This is a genomic window from Streptomyces sp. NPDC055955, assembly GCF_042270245.1.
Lineage (GTDB): Bacteria > Actinomycetota > Actinomycetes > Streptomycetales > Streptomycetaceae > Streptomyces.
This window is the reverse complement of sequence record NZ_JBHJYS010000005.1, coordinates 349540-364271: the sequence shown is the minus strand read 5'-3', so window position 1 is coordinate 364271 and position 14732 is coordinate 349540. Positions and strand designations below refer to the sequence as shown.

Here is a 14732-nt window from a genome sequence, read left to right as displayed (position 1 = left end):
CAACGCGCGGCCCGTTGATTACGGTTTGTGCTCATAGAGCTGCTCAGGAGTTTCGACGCCCCGGCGTACGGCGTCCACCGTCGGTCGGCAGGGCCTCGACACCGTAGGACCGACACAGGGAACGGCCGATGACCAACACCGCCTCCGAGCCCCCCGGCGCTGACAGCACTGCTCCAAACTGGACGCCAGACCGCCACGGACGAGGACTTGGACGCGTGGGCCGGGGCCGTCGGTGTACCCGAGCAGGCGGCCGAACTGAAAGCCCGACTCCGCGGGTTGGAGTCTCAGCAACGGCACTGGCGGCGCCAACTCTCCTCCGGGCACGCGCCGGTGCAGGACCGGTACGTCGTCGAGTACCGACGCACCGCGACCATGCGCGGCTACGAGGCCACCGTCATACCCGGCCTGTTCCAGACCCCCGCATACGCCCGTCAACTCCTGGTGCAGAACGCCGAGCTGATGCGCTCCCCACGGGACACCGACGCTGCGGTACAGGCACGTATGCGCCGTCAAGAGGTCCTGTACGAGCCAGGCAAGCTGTTCCGCGTCCTGCTCTGGGAGGCGGCCTTGCACGCTGCCATCGGCACCCCCGAGGTGATGGCCGGCCAGCTCGACCGCCTCGTCGGCCTGATCGGCATGTCCACCGTCGAGCTCGACATCGTGCCCCTCGGAGCCCCGATGCCGCTCACTCCCAAGCATGGGTTCTGGATCTTCGACGAGGAGCGCGTCGTCGTCGAGACGATCAACACCGAGTTGCAGTACGACTCTGCCGACGACCTCGCCCTGTACGGGCGGGTGTGGGACCAGCTCGACCAGGCCGCCGCCCACGGGCACCATGCGCACCGCCTCATCGCGCGTGCCCGGGCCGCGATTGCAGCCACCTGAGCAACCCGCCCCAACCGCTTAGCGGTGGTTTGTTAATCCGGGGAGTAGAGGTCAAGCGGGTGGCCTGCGCCGACGGCGTTGATCAGGGCTTGGAGTTCGGGTGGTGGAGGTGCGTTGGTCCAGGCTCGCCAGCAGCGTTGAAGAGTGGTCCAGGGGTCGAGCCAGGCCCGGACGGCGCGGATCGCCTTGGGCCAGGTGGCCGGGTGGTGCTGGTGAGGTCTGCTTGGTCCCCCTCTCAGTCGGTTCCGTAGGTGGGACCGTGGGAGCGCGGGTGGACTCTCGGTCCGAGGGTGGGGCGAACCAGGTGTCCCAGCAGAACGAGAACGCGCAGGTGACCAGGGTCTGGTGGCGGCGGATGGCGGTGTCGGAGCGGACCTGGAAGTCGGCCCACCCCAGTTCGTCCTTGACCTGCTTGTAGCTCTGCTCGATCCAGTGTCGGATGCCGTAGATCCGCACGACTTCCTGCAGGTCGGCAGCCGGTTCGGGGCTGTCGGCCTCGCGGGGGCCGCCGGGGCGGGGCAGGTCGGTGGCCAGATACCAGGTGGCCTGCGCGGGCAGCGTGGCTGGGTCTGTGGTCGCCACGACCAGGCGAACGTTTCCGTCAGGGCCCCACCAGCCCAGGGTCGCGTCGGCAGCCCATCACGTCTCGGTGTGCCCGTCGCGGAAGGTGCGTTCGACGGCCGTCCAGTCATCGGGGTGTTCGGGATCTGTCCAGGTCAGGGCCCGAGCAGCGTCGACCGGGGTGTACGCGTCCTTGCCGTAAGTCCACGTGCCATGACTCGGCTTGAGAGCCATGACGAACGGCAGTCCTGCCGTATGGAGTTGTCTGCGGAAGCTGTCCTGGTCGCCGTAGGCGCAGTCCGCGGCCACCGCCCGGAAGGTGATCCCGGTGGTCTTCGCGATGCGGGCGAGTTCGGCGGCGATCTGCAGTTTCGTGCGGAAGCCGGGGTCGCTCTTACCCTTGGGAAAGTGGTGGGCTGGAGTGTAGGGCACGGCATGCAGCGGGCAGTAGAGGTTCTCGTCGGCCCAGCAGGTGGTCACGGTGACGATGCCGTTGTCGGTCTTGCCCAGCCTGCCCAGCCACTGCCGACCGATGTGCGCGGTCGCTTTGCCGTCCTTGCGGTCTCCGGAGTCGTCGATCGCCAGCACGCCGCCCGGGTGCGGGGCTGTCGCGGGATCGGCCAACAGCAGTTCCACTCGCCGGGCGTTGACCTGATCGTGGTCCCACGTCGATTCGGACAGGAAGAACTGCAGCCGCTGCACCGCCGCGTGCTGGGCCCCGACCACCGGCTCGCTGCCGGCCAGGGCGGTCAGGGTCTTGTTGCGGTCCCGCGGCAGCAGCAGGCCCGCGAGGTACTCGCGGAACCCGCGGCGCTGTGCCAGGGTGGAGAATAGGTCATCGAAGCGTGCGGCGTAGGCTTCCAGTGGGCCCGGAGCGGGCGGACACGGCAGGCGACGGGTCATCACACGCTCCTGGGCGGCGAGGCGACGTTCCTCAGCTACCGGCCTACTACGACCCTGACCCGCCGTCAACAAACCACCGCTAGGTAGACGCCCCGAAGGGCCTGGCAGCCCCTCAGCGGCCACGCGTGGGCCGTGGACGCACACGGCACCCTCGGGTACGTCGTCGACCCGGCACGCGCCGTCGAAGCTCTCGGCGAAGCACTCGATGACCTCGGTTCCGCCGACCAATGTCCCAACCCTGACTACGCCGTTCGAGCGGCGTTCCGAGACGCACTCGACGCATTCGCCGACTACGTGGACGCCTACAGCACCGGGGTCGCTTAGATGGCAGGGCGGGGGATGGGATTTCCCCGGTCCCCCTCCCGCCCTTGGGGAAAGGGGTACGCATGGTGGGTGGCTTTGCGGGTTTGGTATCGGCTCCGGCCGGTGATTTGGCGTTGGGGTTGAACCCCGATTCCTGGGTGCGGAGTCTTCGGCATCGTCCCCGCACCGCCGGCTCACCGCCTGGACGTGCCGAGCAGGCGGCCGAGCTGAAAGCCCGGCTCCGCGGGTTGGAATCTCAGCAACGGCACTGGCGGCGCCAACTCTCCTCCGGGCATGCCCCGGTGCAGGACCGGTACGTCGTCGAGTACCGGCGCACCGAGACCATGCGAGGCTACGAGGCCACCGTCCTACCCGGCTTTCACGCGGCCCGGGAAGGGGGAAACCGGGACGCTTGTCGCGCACCGTCTCAACGACTGCTTTGCCCGCATGTACACGATCCGTGCCGCCGCACGGCGCTTGCCTCTGTCTCCTGGGAGGATGCTTGCCATGGAGCCGCTGCCGATCTCCTGCCCCGCCGACCGGATCCCGGACGTAACCGGCCTGGACGCCCTAGCCGCGGAGTGCAAAGCAGCCAAAGAACAGAGGGCTGTGTTCATCGGGGTCGAGCAACAAGGCCCGCTGTGGGCGGTCAAGGCCGACGCGCTCACCTCCCCGCAGCACACCATCGACAGCACCGTGTACAACGCGGTGCGCGAGGCCGTCATCCGTCTCATCGGCTCGGGGAGATCCGTCCCGACTCCTCCGCCGGCCTCGTCTACTTCGCGCTGCATGACGTGGACGGCGAGGTACGGGCCCGCGAACTGGCCGCCGCCCTCTACGGCGACCTCAATCCCCTCACCCGCGCAGTGCCCCACGCGTCCTGACCCCCAAGCAGCAATCTCAGCGCTACCCCCTGGACCGCAACTGCATCTCGCCCGGCACGGGGTTCACATCCGATGTGAACGGGCCGCGATCGAACCAGGCCGATTCCCGGACAGGCCCCCGCACGGTGCGCGATGATCGCCCTTCGAACGGCGAAGGAGACGGTCATGGACAAGGGCAAGCGGATCACCGGTGCAGCACGCGACCAGCTCGCCGCCGAGCTGAAGACGGCATACGAAAGCGGCGCCTCGATCCGGAGCATCGCCGACAGCAAGGGACGCTCGTACGGCTTCGTTCACCACATCCTCACCGAGGCAGGCATCACCCTGCGCAGGCGCGGCGGCGCCACCCGCAACAAGCCCAGCTCCCGACGGTCGGCCGTGAAGCGGCGCCCCCACGCCGGACTGCCGTGACCGCACCGTTCGCCACGGCCGGGTCGGCGTTGCTCTGCGCGGTGCTACGCACCGCGCCGGCAGCGCACCGCTGTTGACATGTCGCGCCTTCGCGAAGGCGCCCCTTGGGCATGGGCGTGCATGGCCTGCTCATGGCCCACGTGAGCGTGATCTGCGGGTGGGAGCGCGAAGCTGGACGAGGACGGTGCGTCCGGCGTTGGCGTGGAGTGCGTCGACGCGCGGCATCCACGCGCCGGATCGGCCTGCCGGCCTGCCCGCGTACGCGCGTCGTTGGGGATGCGGCTGTGAGGTGGTGTGTGAACTTTTCCGAACACGTTGCGAAGGATTGACGCCCAACCCGGCCGATGTCGGGTACATGCCCAGCTCCATGGCTAGGTTCGATCTTTGAGACGTACGTGCGATGGCGCACGAGTCGTCGGCGTGCGGCTGCAACGGGGAAGGGGATGGTCAGGGTGATTCCTGACAGTGACAGTCAACTCGAAGGCATCGCACGGGGGTTCGTCACCCTGTCTGGCGGCGAACGCGAGCCGTGCGACATCATGCTCAGGTATTACACCGATGACCCGCTCGTCGTCGGCCTGATCGTGTCCCGGCCCGGCCACTCCAGCGCCAGCTGGGTCATCTCGCGGGACCTGCTGTCCGCCGGCCTCACCGGTACAGCGGGCATCGGAGACGTCACCGTGGAGCCCGTGGCCGAGCAGAGCACGCCGCTCGGGGTCCTGCTGCGGGTCCGCGATGAGCGGGGCGATGCCAGCATCCACATCGACCACCAGGCGCTGCTGCTCTACCTGGAGCGCAGCCACGCCATGATGCCGTTCGGTAGCGAGGCGCAGTCGAGGCAGGTCGATGCGGAACTCGACGAACTGCTCGACGAGGGTCAGGACCCGCCGGTCGTGTGGTAAACGGACAGGAACGACACGGATGCCCCGTGCTTCGAGCCCGGGCGATCGAGGAGGGCATCTGGCGCAGGACACAGGACCCGGCGAACGCCCAGCAGTCCGGCTGGCGTGGGGATGAGCACGGGCGGCGCCGTCAAAGAGCTGGACCTCGACGGATTCAAGCCGGTACCTGAAGTCCAGAGTCTCGCTGACACCTGGTGGCGGGGCAAGGACTCGCTCATCGCCGTCTACCGCGGCGAAGCCTCAGGCTTTGTTGCCCCCACTGCCTGAGCGTCCGTACCGGTCCACTTCTCAGCCGTCGCCGACACGTCCCGCGGACGCAGCCGAGCGGCAACGCGCGCATGTGGTCGAGCTGAGACTGACGTCGCAAGGTCAGGACACGTGAGGCGAGCAGCTGGCCTGCTGCCTGACCCGGCAAAGCTCACTGGTGATCAGCTATGCGGTTGGGCTTGCGCCCGATGCGGAGCACGTCTGTACAGGGACCGGTTCCTCGGGACAGTCCGAGATCCGTACAGCAGGGACATGGAGCACATCGACTCTGAGCCTGCGCCCTCGAATGTCTGCGCATCGCCTCCCCGTCCGTGGATGAGCCGCCATCTGGCCAATCGACGGACGGGGAGGGCAGTTGAGAGACCTCAAGACTTCACAGTCGTGCAAGAGCATGTCCCCGGGTTGCCCGTCGTGATGCCTCGAAGGAGCGGCAGAAGATGTTGACGATGGTGAGATCGAAGACAGCGCTCATTGTCGGACCAGCGCGATCATGCGTAGATCTGGATGGCTCATCGGAGCGAAGGCCATGATGCGTACTTGGATTTCCTGGCCGCCGTGAAAGGGCAGCGAGAAGCCTCGGACATCCCCGTCTGGATGCGCCTGTGCCAGATGATTGGCCCAGAGCTCACGAGCTTCGTGGTTGCCGTCCAGGATGTCGTCGCGGAGTTGTAGGAGCTCTGGAACGTCGGGATGCGTGGCGATCGCGAAGCGAATCTGCGCGAGGAAGGGGATGGCCCAGTCGCTGCGCCAGTTGACGAGCTGTTCCCGGGCCTCCGGATACAAGAAGGCGAAGCGCATCAGGTTCGGCTCGTAGGGCAGCCAGGGGAACCAGTCCTCCTGGGGCTTGTTATGGGCGACGATGTCCCACCAGAGGTTCGAGACATAGGCGGGATGAGGCAGGAGTGCGTCGAGCACTGACTGCAGATTCGCATAGGACGCGGGGTCCGGCGCTGTTCGGGGCGGCGGAGGCGTGTGGCCGAGCGCGAGCCGGAAGAGGATGACGCGCTCGGCTTCCTCCAGTCGGAGAGTCATGGCCAAGCGCTGGACGAACTGTTCCGAGACGGGGCGCGGGCTGCCGCCCTCCAGCTGGCGATACCAGGAGCTTGCGACGCCGGTGAGAGAGGCGACCTCGTCCTGAGTCAGCCCGGGTTTCAGTCGTCTGCGCGTGGAATCGATGCCGGTGATCCGCCTGTGGTCGATCCGTTTGCGCCACCGCTTGAGCAGCGGGCCCAACTCCGGAGAAACCGCGTGCTTGGCCGGTGTATGGGCTGTGTCACTCATGTGCCGAATGCACCGCTTCCCACGTAGGAAGAATTTGAGGTTATGTCCGATTATTTTTGCTGGTTGATGTGCGCGGAGAGCGACATTCTGGATGTGGGCGGAGTGTCGAGGGTGCGACAGGTCGAGTAGCGCCACTCCTGGTGGCGGAAGTAGCTGTGCAGGATTACTCATGCAAAGAATGTGTGAGTGAGGGAGCTGGGCAGCCGTGGTGTTGCGATGGCGTTCGGCCAGGTCTGAATCGGTACCGAGCCTCCGATCGGAGCAGGTTTCCGAGAAAGTGGGGCGGCCGGTCCCACGTGAGCGGTCGAGCGGACGTGGCGTGCAAGTGTGGACCAGCCGTGAGCTGGAGAAGCGCATCCGGCGCTTGCTGCGTTCGCTCGATGTTCAGCCGCCACTGAGCGTGCCGGATCTGTGTACTGCGCTTGCGCGGCACAGAGGCCGGCACATCGAACTGCGGGCCTTTCCGCTGCGGGCCGACGGCCCGCTCGGGGCATGGCTCGAGACACCGCAGGCAGACGTGATCGTCTTCCAGCGGGAGACGACAGCGCACCACCAGGACCACATCGTCCTGCACGAGCTGGGACACATCCTCGCCGACCATCCTGGACCGCCAGGCGGTGCCGTATGGGAAGCCCTGCTTCCCGGGCTCGGCGCGGACGCGATACGACGTGCACTCCTTCGCTGCTCGTACGGGACCAAGGAGGAGCAGGAAGCCGAGCTCGTCGCCACGATCGTGGGGGAGTGGGCGGCGATCTTGGATCACGTCACGCCGGCGGCGCAAAGTGATGACCTGTCAGTCCGCCGGGTGCAGTCGGCTTTGGGTGATCATGCAGGGTGGCTGTAGTGGCGTTCGTCTTCCTCTTCTGCCTCGGTGTGGCCGTGGCCTGGAAGTGGTACCAGCTGTTGAAGGCGCCGAGTGATCGACCCCTCCGGTCTGTCACTCTCTGTCTGACTTGTGCGGCCGCGTCGTACCCGGTTGCCATGCCCGGGGGAGCGACAGGTCTGGATACGGTCGCCGGCGATGGTGCTGCAAAGGTTGCTCAGAATCTGCTGCTGCTTGCCACGGTGTACTTCCTGATGTGCTTCTACCTGTACGCGGCCGCGGACGGGCGCCGTGGCCGCCGCCGGGCACGGGCAGAGGCCGTCCTCGTGCTCGTGGTCGGCGGCGCCATCACGGCCGCTGCAGCAAGCGTCCCGCACCGCGAGCTGGCAGGCAGCTTCGCCACAACCGACATGACGGTGTGGCAAGTTGCCTTCTTCTACGCAGTGGCCGGTGTGTATCTGATGTACGCGTTGACGGTTGCCGGCCTGTGGACCCGCCGGTACGCGCGACTGTCCATGCGGCCGCATTCGACGGGCCTGTGGGCCGCCGGAGCGGGCATGGTCGGTATGGCGACTGCTTGTGCGATGCGTGCCGTCATCGTTGCAGCGCGATGGCGCGGAGCGGCAGTCTCCGACTCGGTTTTGCTCTGCGTAGCGTTGATCCTCGTCTGCTCGAGCCTGCTGTTTGTCCTCGGCATCACCTATCCCGGCGTACGCACCCGTCTGTCGCTGTGTCGGTTGTGGCTGCGACATCGGCGCGAACACGCTCGCCTCGAACCGCTCTGGCTGTTGATGACCGAGGCCGCGCCGCACGTGGTGCTCAAGGCCGACTCACGTTCGCGCTGGGACCAGTGGCGGGCGCGGGGCGTCCACCGTAGGCATCACCGCCGGTTCGTCGAGTGCCGCGACGGCCTCGTCGAGATCAGCCCGTACCTGGAATCGAATCCACGCAGCGATGCGGCCTCGCCCGAGACGAACGTTGACCGGTTGGCTGAGCAACTCCGCGCAGCCGTGCACTCCCGTCGGCGCGGGGTACCGACGATCGCAACCACACCCGCGACGCCTACTCTGCCGGGCCCACGCAGCCGGGAATCCGACATGCAAGAGCTCCTCGCCCTGTCCGATGCCCTGCGCTCCACCAACTGACTTGCAACACATGGAGAACCGCGTCACATGCTGATCACCGCCGCCCACGTTCTCGCCGGCCCTGACCGGCAGCCGATCGCCGATGCTGCCGTCCTCGTACGCGACGGCGCGGTCGCCGGTATCGGACCACGCGAAGAGGTCCAGCTCCATGCTCACCCCGACGAGCCGCGCCTCGCCTTCCCGTCAGGCACGGTGATGCCCGGGCTGATCGACGCTCACGTGCACCTCTGCTTCGACGCGGGCCCCGAACCCGTCGCCACTCTTGAGGAGCAGGACGACGAGGCCCTGTTCACGGCGATGCAGACCCGAGCCGAGCAGCTGCTGCGCACGGGCATCACCACCGCGCGCGACCTCGGTGACCGCAATGGTCTGGCCGTGCGCCTGGCGCAGTCTGTCGCCGACGGCGTCAGCGTCGGCCCGCGCGTCGTCTCGGCCACCACGCCCGTGACGCCTCCGGGGGGCCACTGCTGGTTCCTCGGAGGTGAGGTGTCCGGTGTCGACGAAGTACGCCGTCTCGTCCAGCGCAACGTGGCCGCCGGAGCCAAGGTCATCAAGGTCATGGAGACCGGCGGCGGGCTCACCAAGGGGGGCGCCAAGAGCTGGGAGACCCAGTTCTCCCGGGCCGAGCTGGACGCGCTCGTCGACGAGGCTCACCGTGCCGGACTGCCGGTCGCCGCGCACGCCCACGGCGTCGACGGCATCACCGCCGCGGTCGAGGCAGGCGTCGACACGATCGAGCACTGCACCTGGATGACCGCCGACGGGTTCGAGGTCCTTGAGGACGTGCTCACCCAGATCATCGACAAGGGCATCTACGTCTGCCCGGCGGTCAGCCCGCACTGGCCGATGCTGCCGAAGTTCTTCGGCCCCGAACGCGCCGAGGCCATGTTCGACGCCGTACGGCGCATGGCCCAGGCCGGAGCCCGACTGATCGCGGGTACGGACGCCGGGGTGCAGCGCGCCGGCTTCGACGGACTGCCCTCAAGCCTCCGCTTCTACGAGCACCTGGGGCTGCCCAACGAGCGCATCCTCGCGATGGCCACCACGGAAGCCGCCGGCGCGCTGGGGCTCGGCGACACCACGGGGCAGCTGACCCTCGGATACAGCGCCGATCTCCTGGTGGTGGAGGGCGACCCGCTCACCGACCTCGACTCCCTGAAGTCGGTCAACGCGGTGATCGCGGCGGGACGACACCACCACCTGGACACCAACGAGTAACCGTACGAAGGAAGTTGTTCAGTGCCCGGAGCCGTCGGCTCCGGGCTTTTCCCTGTCGGCCATCTCCTCGACGACCTGGTTCAGGAACGACAGAAGCTCGTCCGACATCCCCTCCGGCCCGAGCCCTCGCGCCGCTACGCGCCCCACCGCGCCGGTCCTGACGGCGGCGAGCAGTCGCAGCCCCTCGACGACCTGCCGGGCCACGGTGTCGTCCGGCTGGAAGAACAGGGGGGAGACGTCGAAGACTTCGGCCAGGCCGGATGCGACGAGCGGCGGCAGTTCGGCGTCGTCGCCCGTTCTCAGCTCGCGCACACCGGTCTCTGTGATGACCTGGCCACCGGCGTGTTCATTGACCGCGCGGGCGATCTCGGCGTCCGACGGGGGAGTCTGAGCGCCGGGATATGAATGCTCCAGCAGGTAGGTGATCTTCTCGGCCACCGATCGGGGCACCGACGATCCACCGGATGCCGCCGGTACCTCGATGCCGAAGGAGCGCTCCTGCGCCGCCAGGAGTTCCTCGACGGGCACGCCGTAGGCCTTCGCCAGTGGTTCCTGGAACTTCGGACTCAGACGTCGCTTGCCGCGCTCGGCATTGGCGACCGGGCCCGAGCTCTTGGTGCCGATGAGTTCGCGCGTCTGGTACTGGCTGTAGCCGGCATCGCAGCGCAGGTCGGCCAGGTCGGGCTGCTCGCCTGAGGGGCGGGGGAACAGGTCGTCCAGCGGGAGGCCGAAGAATCTGGCCAGCAGGGGCAGCTTCTCACCGTCGGGTGTCGAGGAGCCCAGCTCCCAGCTGGCCACGGTCGAGTCACCCACACCGACCGCGTCCCCGAGGTCGCTCTGCGTGATGTCGCGTGCGCGGCGCAGGGCGCGAACTCGGTCGCGGTCGAAGCGACGAGGGGCCATCTGACGGCTCTCCCGATCCTGGTTTTCCAAATCCCGAAAACTTCAGCTTGTTGATTCGATGCTCAAACCGGGATAGATTCAGTTTGGCGAATCGAGGTGTCCAACGTACACCTCCTGCGCCCTTGCACTCGTGTCGACCTGCGTGTCCCGCGAGCGTCAGGACGCGCAGGTCGACTGCTCGCCATGCGTCGGCGATGACGAGTAGGCGTCGAAGCGAGGTCATGGACGCGGTCTGCTGGATCGCCGAAGGCTTCGTGCATATGTTGCTGATCACTCGGCGGCAGCGCCGACCCTCAGGAGCAACTCGAAGGAGCTGTTTGGGAGTTACCGCACGCCCGTGATGGCGCCCCTACCAGGGGAAACGAAACCGGCGCCCAGAAGTTCGCAGCTTCCGGACGCCGAGACCGCACCCCGAGGGGGCGGCTTCATAACTGAAGCGGGTCGGCTGGCCTTTTCGACGAGAACGGCCGTCCCACTTCATCTACGAGTGAGGAATTCTCGCATGTCCCAGCACAGCCGCGAAAGGCCGGCAGACCCTCGTGCTTCCGTCCGCAGCCCCGCCGCCAATCGCCGCATCCGGATGACGCGCTGCCTCGCCGAGATCATCCCGGACGCGCGCACCATCCGGGTCACGCTCCACGCACCGGCACGGACCTGGCCAAGCCCTTACGCAACCGCCTACGACGCAGCAGGGCGACGACTTGCGCTTAACCAGGCCCAAGCCCGAACGGCCGCCCGCTGGATCATCCGTGCCTGCCACGAGGCCGAGTGGCGCCACGAGCAAGTACTCGACCTGGCAAGCGGATCGATCACCAACGCCCCAGCCGCTGCGTACTCGATGGACGGAGCACGCTGACCATGGCCCGCATCCGCACCATCAAGCCCGAAGCCTTCGCGTCCGAATCTCTCGCTGCGGTCTCGCTGACCGCCGAACGGACCTTCTTCGGCCTCCTCACCCAAGCCGACGACCGCGGCCGCTTTCGCGACCAACCTGCCGTCATCGCCGGCCTGCTGTGGTCCCTGCGGCCGGGCCATGGGCCCATGGGGGTCGAGGACGACCTCATCCAACTCGCTGCCGAAGACCTCATCTGCCGCTACACAGGTGACGACGGCAAGGCCTACCTCCACGTCGTCACCTGGTCCCAGCACCAGCGGATCAACCGGCCCAGTGGCGTACGCACCCCCACTTGCCCACGCCACGACCAGAAGCCCGCGGACCAGGCCGAGGATGCGAACTCGCCACGGGCGCTCACAGAGGACTCACTGACGGCTCACGACGCTGACAGGCAACTGTCACCTCACCCTGTGGACGCGCCCGAACGCCTCGAAACAGCAGGCCAGACAGTTGTAGCGGGCGGCTCGGCACAACCTCACGCACAGTTCACTGAGCCCTCAGTGAACCCTCACACTCCGGATCTAGGACCTAGGAACCTGGATCTAGGAACTACTTCCCCTTCGGGGAGCGCAAGCGCTACCGCACCCCAGCACCCATCCGCCCAACAGCTCATTGCCGAATACACCGCTGCCTGCACACACCGCCCACCCAGCGGAGTCCTGGGACACCTGGGCCGGGAGACGGCCAGACTCCTCTCCGAAGGCATCACCCCAGCCCACATCCGCTCGGGCCTGAGCCTGCACCGGGCCAAGGGCCTACACCCCAGCACCCTGCCGAGCCTCGTCCACGAAGCGATGAATGCCTCCAGGACCAACTTGGACCGGCCGGACTCCCGACCTAACGTGCCCGTCCATCGGGCCTGGGCCAACCCCGCCGACCCTGCCGCCGCCTACGCCGAGGAGCTGTGATGCGCGACCACGACGCCCAGCCCGTCGGCGGCCTAGCCCGACGCCTCGCGGGCATCCTCGCGGCTCGCGGCCAGGACCCGACCGCACAACCCTCCTACGAACCAGAGCGGCTACCCGCCCTCGAACTGGGCGAGGCCCGCATCCCCGCCCGCTACCAGAAGGCCGTCGCTGATCACCCTGCAGTCGCCGCCTGGGTGCGTGAAGTCGCCGACGCCGGACGCCCCGGCCCCCAAGGCGCCCGCGGACTCGCCGAAGGCCGCTCACTCCTGATCGTCGGCACCACCGGCACCGGCAAAACCCATCAGGCCTACGGAGCGGTGCGCTCGCTCCTGATCGCCGGAGTCCGACTGCGCTGGAAAGCAATCACTGCCGCCGACCTCTACGCCGAACTGCGCCCCAGGCCGGGACACGACGGCGAACGGGAACTGATGGACCTGGCCCGCTGCCCCCTGCTGATCATCGACGACCTCGGCGCTGCCAAGTACAGCGAATGGACCGAGGAGATCACGATGCGGCTCATCAACCGCCGCTACAACGCGATGCTCCCGACCCTGATCACCACCAACCTCGGCATGGCCGATCTCCGCACACACATCGGCGACCGTGTCGCCTCCCGCCTGACCGAGATGACCGACCGCGTCATCCTCGACGGCCCCGACCGTAGACGCGCCCTCGCCGCCGAGCGCCACGCCTCAGCGGCAGCCCGCGCCTGACCACGCGGATCCACGTCACGCCCGCACCCTGCACCACCCCCTGGCCACCCCTGCCCAAAGGCGCCCAGGGGAGACGGAGACACCCATGCACCACACCACCAGCAACACCTCGCAGCACCGCGCACTTGGCAACCACGCATGGCGCGACCACGCGGCCTGCCGCTCGACACCCCACCAGCAGATCGACCCCGACCTCTTCTTCCCCGAACCCGACGAACTGGACCGCATCCACCAGGCCAAGACCCTCTGCGCCCAGTGCCCCGTTCGCCAAGGCTGCCTTGACGCCGCCCTCGACAACGGCGACGCCGTCGGCATCCGAGGCGGCAAGACCGAAGAGGAACGGGAGCCGCTGCATAAGAAGACGGAGTTCCGACTCGACTACAGCCGAGTCAACGACGCATTGGCCGGCCGCGACATCTTCCTCTCCCGAGCCGAACGCCGCGCCGTGGCGCGTGCCGCCTACCAGGCCGACATCCCCGCGGACCGGCTCGCCACCATGCTCAAGATCAGCGATGAGCACGCCAAGAAGCTCTATCGCCGCACCCGGCGCGAAATCCGCAACCGTGCCGCAGAACAGCAGCAGGCGACGGACGACAACGCAGCGGTGATTCCCCTCGGCCGCACCCGCAAGGCGCCGCATAACCCGCAACGCAAAGCCTCCGCACACGGCACACGCCAGAGCGCCGCATGAGCCACTCGACGCCGACTCCGGCCCACATCAACTCATGGGACCGAGCCGCCATCGTCACCCTCGGCGGCGCCGGATGCACCCTCTCCTACGACGCCCTCCAACAGATGGCCACCGCCATCCACATCCGAGGCTTCCTGACCTTCGTCTTTCCCCTGGTCATCGACGGCTTCATCGCCTACGGAGTACGCGCACTCCTCGTCCTGCGCACCGCACCCCTCGCCGCCCGCTGCTACGTCTGGCTGCTCTTCGCCACAGCGACTGCCGCCAGCATCTGGGCCAACGCACTGCACGCAGTACGCCTCAACGAACAACGGCCCGAGCGCACCGGCCTCCGCCTCGGCGACGTCACCGTCGGGGTGTTGTCCACCCTGGCCCCACTCGCCCTGGCCGGAGCCGTCCACCTGTACATCCTCATCGCCCGCCGAATTACCGAAGCAGCAGTGACCGGGACAACGGACAACCAGAGCACCAGGCGCGGGTCGGACGGCGTCGCCGACCCGGACACCGTCCCGCTAGCCGCCGGCCACGTACCCGCAGACAACGTCCGTCGGCCGACCGTCCGGACACCGGCCACAGAAGTGTCCGTGGAGACAAACACGGTCACCGCGCCGGCCGAAGCCTCCGGACACTCGCCGGTCGGCCCGGAACCCGAACGCCATGACCGCGCTGCCGACCTGGACGGACAGTCGGTCACCAGACCTCGGCCGGTCACCGTCCCGCCCCAGGCGAAAGGGCAAGAGACCTTCGCGGACACCATCCGCGCCCGCCGCCCGGACAACCATGACCAGAAGCCAACGGCGGTCACCGACGACGAACTCCTCGACATCGCCCGCACCGCGGTCACCGACGCCGGACGCGTGACTCGGAAGGTCGTCGGCGACGCCATCCGAAGCCGAAACCTCGGACTGGGCAACGACCGGCTCACCGACCTCATGCGCCTCCTGCGCGAAGAACGTGACAAGGCCCAGCAACAGGTCAGCGACCCGGTCAACTGACCGGACACCTTCTCTCCGGCGGGTGCCCAGGACTGCCACCGAGC

The 14732-nt window shown here is 67.7% G+C and carries 16 protein-coding genes; 12 read left to right on the top strand and 4 right to left on the bottom strand.

Annotated features, from left to right (window positions below; all coding sequences use genetic code 11):
- The first annotated feature begins 276 nt into the window (after window positions 1-276).
- Window positions 277-885 carry a DUF5753 domain-containing protein gene (locus ACFC96_RS12880; RefSeq protein ID WP_376612025.1) on the top strand — a complete coding sequence of 203 codons (609 nt, stop codon included), beginning with the start codon at window positions 277-279 and terminating at the stop codon, window positions 883-885.
- A gap of 51 nt (window positions 886-936) precedes the next feature.
- On the opposite strand, the gene ACFC96_RS12875 is transcribed toward ACFC96_RS12880, so the two are convergent.
- Window positions 937-1467, bottom strand: a complete 531-nt coding sequence (locus ACFC96_RS12875) for a hypothetical protein (RefSeq protein ID WP_376612023.1) — start codon at window positions 1465-1467, stop codon at window positions 937-939.
- A gap of 57 nt (window positions 1468-1524) precedes the next feature.
- The gene (locus ACFC96_RS12870) at window positions 1525-2349 is read right to left on the bottom strand and encodes a transposase (protein ID WP_376612021.1); all 825 of its coding nucleotides are present in this window, start codon (window positions 2347-2349) and stop codon (window positions 1525-1527) included.
- A gap of 132 nt (window positions 2350-2481) precedes the next feature.
- On the opposite strand from ACFC96_RS12870, the gene ACFC96_RS12865 reads away from it, so the two are divergent.
- The 3 genes from ACFC96_RS12865 (at window position 2482) to ACFC96_RS12855 (ending at window position 4849) form a co-directional block, all read left to right on the top strand.
- Window positions 2482-2673 carry a hypothetical protein gene (locus ACFC96_RS12865; RefSeq protein WP_376612019.1) on the top strand — a complete coding sequence of 64 codons (192 nt, stop codon included), beginning with the start codon at window positions 2482-2484 and terminating at the stop codon, window positions 2671-2673.
- Between the two features lie 1028 nt (window positions 2674-3701).
- The gene (locus tag ACFC96_RS12860) at window positions 3702-3947 is read left to right on the top strand and encodes a helix-turn-helix domain-containing protein (protein WP_376612017.1); all 246 of its coding nucleotides are present in this window, start codon (window positions 3702-3704) and stop codon (window positions 3945-3947) included.
- Between the two features lie 452 nt (window positions 3948-4399).
- The gene (locus tag ACFC96_RS12855) at window positions 4400-4849 is read left to right on the top strand and encodes an SsgA family sporulation/cell division regulator (RefSeq protein WP_376612016.1); all 450 of its coding nucleotides are present in this window, start codon (window positions 4400-4402) and stop codon (window positions 4847-4849) included.
- 735 nt (window positions 4850-5584) lie between these two features.
- Here the strand turns inward: ACFC96_RS12855 and ACFC96_RS12850 are convergent.
- The gene (locus ACFC96_RS12850) at window positions 5585-6397 is read right to left on the bottom strand and encodes a helix-turn-helix transcriptional regulator (RefSeq protein WP_376612014.1); all 813 of its coding nucleotides are present in this window, start codon (window positions 6395-6397) and stop codon (window positions 5585-5587) included.
- A 325-nt stretch (window positions 6398-6722) separates the two neighbouring features.
- Between ACFC96_RS12850 and ACFC96_RS12845 the strand changes: the two genes are divergently transcribed.
- The 3 genes from ACFC96_RS12845 to ACFC96_RS12835 are packed head-to-tail and all read left to right on the top strand — an operon-like array spanning window position 6723 to window position 9583.
- On the top strand, window positions 6723-7241 hold the full coding sequence (locus ACFC96_RS12845) for a hypothetical protein (protein WP_376612012.1): 519 nt from the start codon (window positions 6723-6725) through the stop codon (window positions 7239-7241).
- Window positions 7241-8365, top strand: a complete 1125-nt coding sequence (locus ACFC96_RS12840; protein WP_376612010.1) for an MAB_1171c family putative transporter — start codon at window positions 7241-7243, stop codon at window positions 8363-8365. The genes ACFC96_RS12845 and ACFC96_RS12840 overlap by 1 nt, the downstream gene beginning before the upstream one ends.
- A 27-nt stretch (window positions 8366-8392) precedes the next feature.
- On the top strand, window positions 8393-9583 hold the full coding sequence (locus ACFC96_RS12835; RefSeq protein ID WP_376612008.1) for an amidohydrolase family protein: 1191 nt from the start codon (window positions 8393-8395) through the stop codon (window positions 9581-9583).
- A gap of 18 nt (window positions 9584-9601) precedes the next feature.
- On the opposite strand, the gene ACFC96_RS12830 is transcribed toward ACFC96_RS12835, so the two are convergent.
- On the bottom strand, window positions 9602-10486 hold the full coding sequence (locus ACFC96_RS12830; protein WP_376612006.1) for a helix-turn-helix domain-containing protein: 885 nt from the start codon (window positions 10484-10486) through the stop codon (window positions 9602-9604).
- A 502-nt stretch (window positions 10487-10988) separates the two neighbouring features.
- Here ACFC96_RS12830 and ACFC96_RS12825 point away from each other — a divergent pair.
- From ACFC96_RS12825 to ACFC96_RS12805, 5 genes are all read left to right on the top strand, one after another.
- The gene (locus ACFC96_RS12825) at window positions 10989-11342 is read left to right on the top strand and encodes a hypothetical protein (RefSeq protein WP_376612004.1); all 354 of its coding nucleotides are present in this window, start codon (window positions 10989-10991) and stop codon (window positions 11340-11342) included.
- Between the two features lie 2 nt (window positions 11343-11344).
- Window positions 11345-12289, top strand: a complete 945-nt coding sequence (locus ACFC96_RS12820) for a hypothetical protein (protein ID WP_376612003.1) — start codon at window positions 11345-11347, stop codon at window positions 12287-12289.
- Complete coding sequence (locus tag ACFC96_RS12815; RefSeq protein WP_376612001.1) at window positions 12289-13002, top strand: ATP-binding protein; 714 nt, start codon at window positions 12289-12291, stop codon at window positions 13000-13002. The genes ACFC96_RS12820 and ACFC96_RS12815 overlap by 1 nt, the downstream gene beginning before the upstream one ends.
- Before the next feature lie 85 nt (window positions 13003-13087).
- Complete coding sequence (locus ACFC96_RS12810; protein WP_376612000.1) at window positions 13088-13693, top strand: WhiB family transcriptional regulator; 606 nt, start codon at window positions 13088-13090, stop codon at window positions 13691-13693.
- On the top strand, window positions 13690-14688 hold the full coding sequence (locus ACFC96_RS12805; protein ID WP_376611998.1) for a DUF2637 domain-containing protein: 999 nt from the start codon (window positions 13690-13692) through the stop codon (window positions 14686-14688). The genes ACFC96_RS12810 and ACFC96_RS12805 overlap by 4 nt, the downstream gene beginning before the upstream one ends.
- The last annotated feature ends 44 nt before the right edge of the window (window positions 14689-14732 follow it).

Bases quoted from the DNA above. Each gene is read 5' to 3' on its own strand.
- ACFC96_RS12870 (WP_376612021.1), bottom strand. From the start codon at position 2,349: ATGACCCGTCGCCTGCCGTGTCCGCCCGCTCCGGGCCCACTGGAAGCC.
- ACFC96_RS12860 (WP_376612017.1), top strand. From the start codon at position 3,702: ATGGACAAGGGCAAGCGGATCACCGGTGCAGCACGCGACCAGCTCGCC.
- ACFC96_RS12850 (WP_376612014.1), bottom strand. From the start codon at position 6,397: ATGAGTGACACAGCCCATACACCGGCCAAGCACGCGGTTTCTCCGGAG.
- ACFC96_RS12835 (WP_376612008.1), top strand. From the start codon at position 8,393: ATGCTGATCACCGCCGCCCACGTTCTCGCCGGCCCTGACCGGCAGCCG.
- ACFC96_RS12830 (WP_376612006.1), bottom strand. From the start codon at position 10,486: ATGGCCCCTCGTCGCTTCGACCGCGACCGAGTTCGCGCCCTGCGCCGC.
- ACFC96_RS12825 (WP_376612004.1), top strand. From the start codon at position 10,989: ATGTCCCAGCACAGCCGCGAAAGGCCGGCAGACCCTCGTGCTTCCGTC.
- ACFC96_RS12820 (WP_376612003.1), top strand. From the start codon at position 11,345: ATGGCCCGCATCCGCACCATCAAGCCCGAAGCCTTCGCGTCCGAATCT.
- ACFC96_RS12815 (WP_376612001.1), top strand. From the start codon at position 12,289: ATGCGCGACCACGACGCCCAGCCCGTCGGCGGCCTAGCCCGACGCCTC.
- ACFC96_RS12810 (WP_376612000.1), top strand. From the start codon at position 13,088: ATGCACCACACCACCAGCAACACCTCGCAGCACCGCGCACTTGGCAAC.
- ACFC96_RS12805 (WP_376611998.1), top strand. From the start codon at position 13,690: ATGAGCCACTCGACGCCGACTCCGGCCCACATCAACTCATGGGACCGA.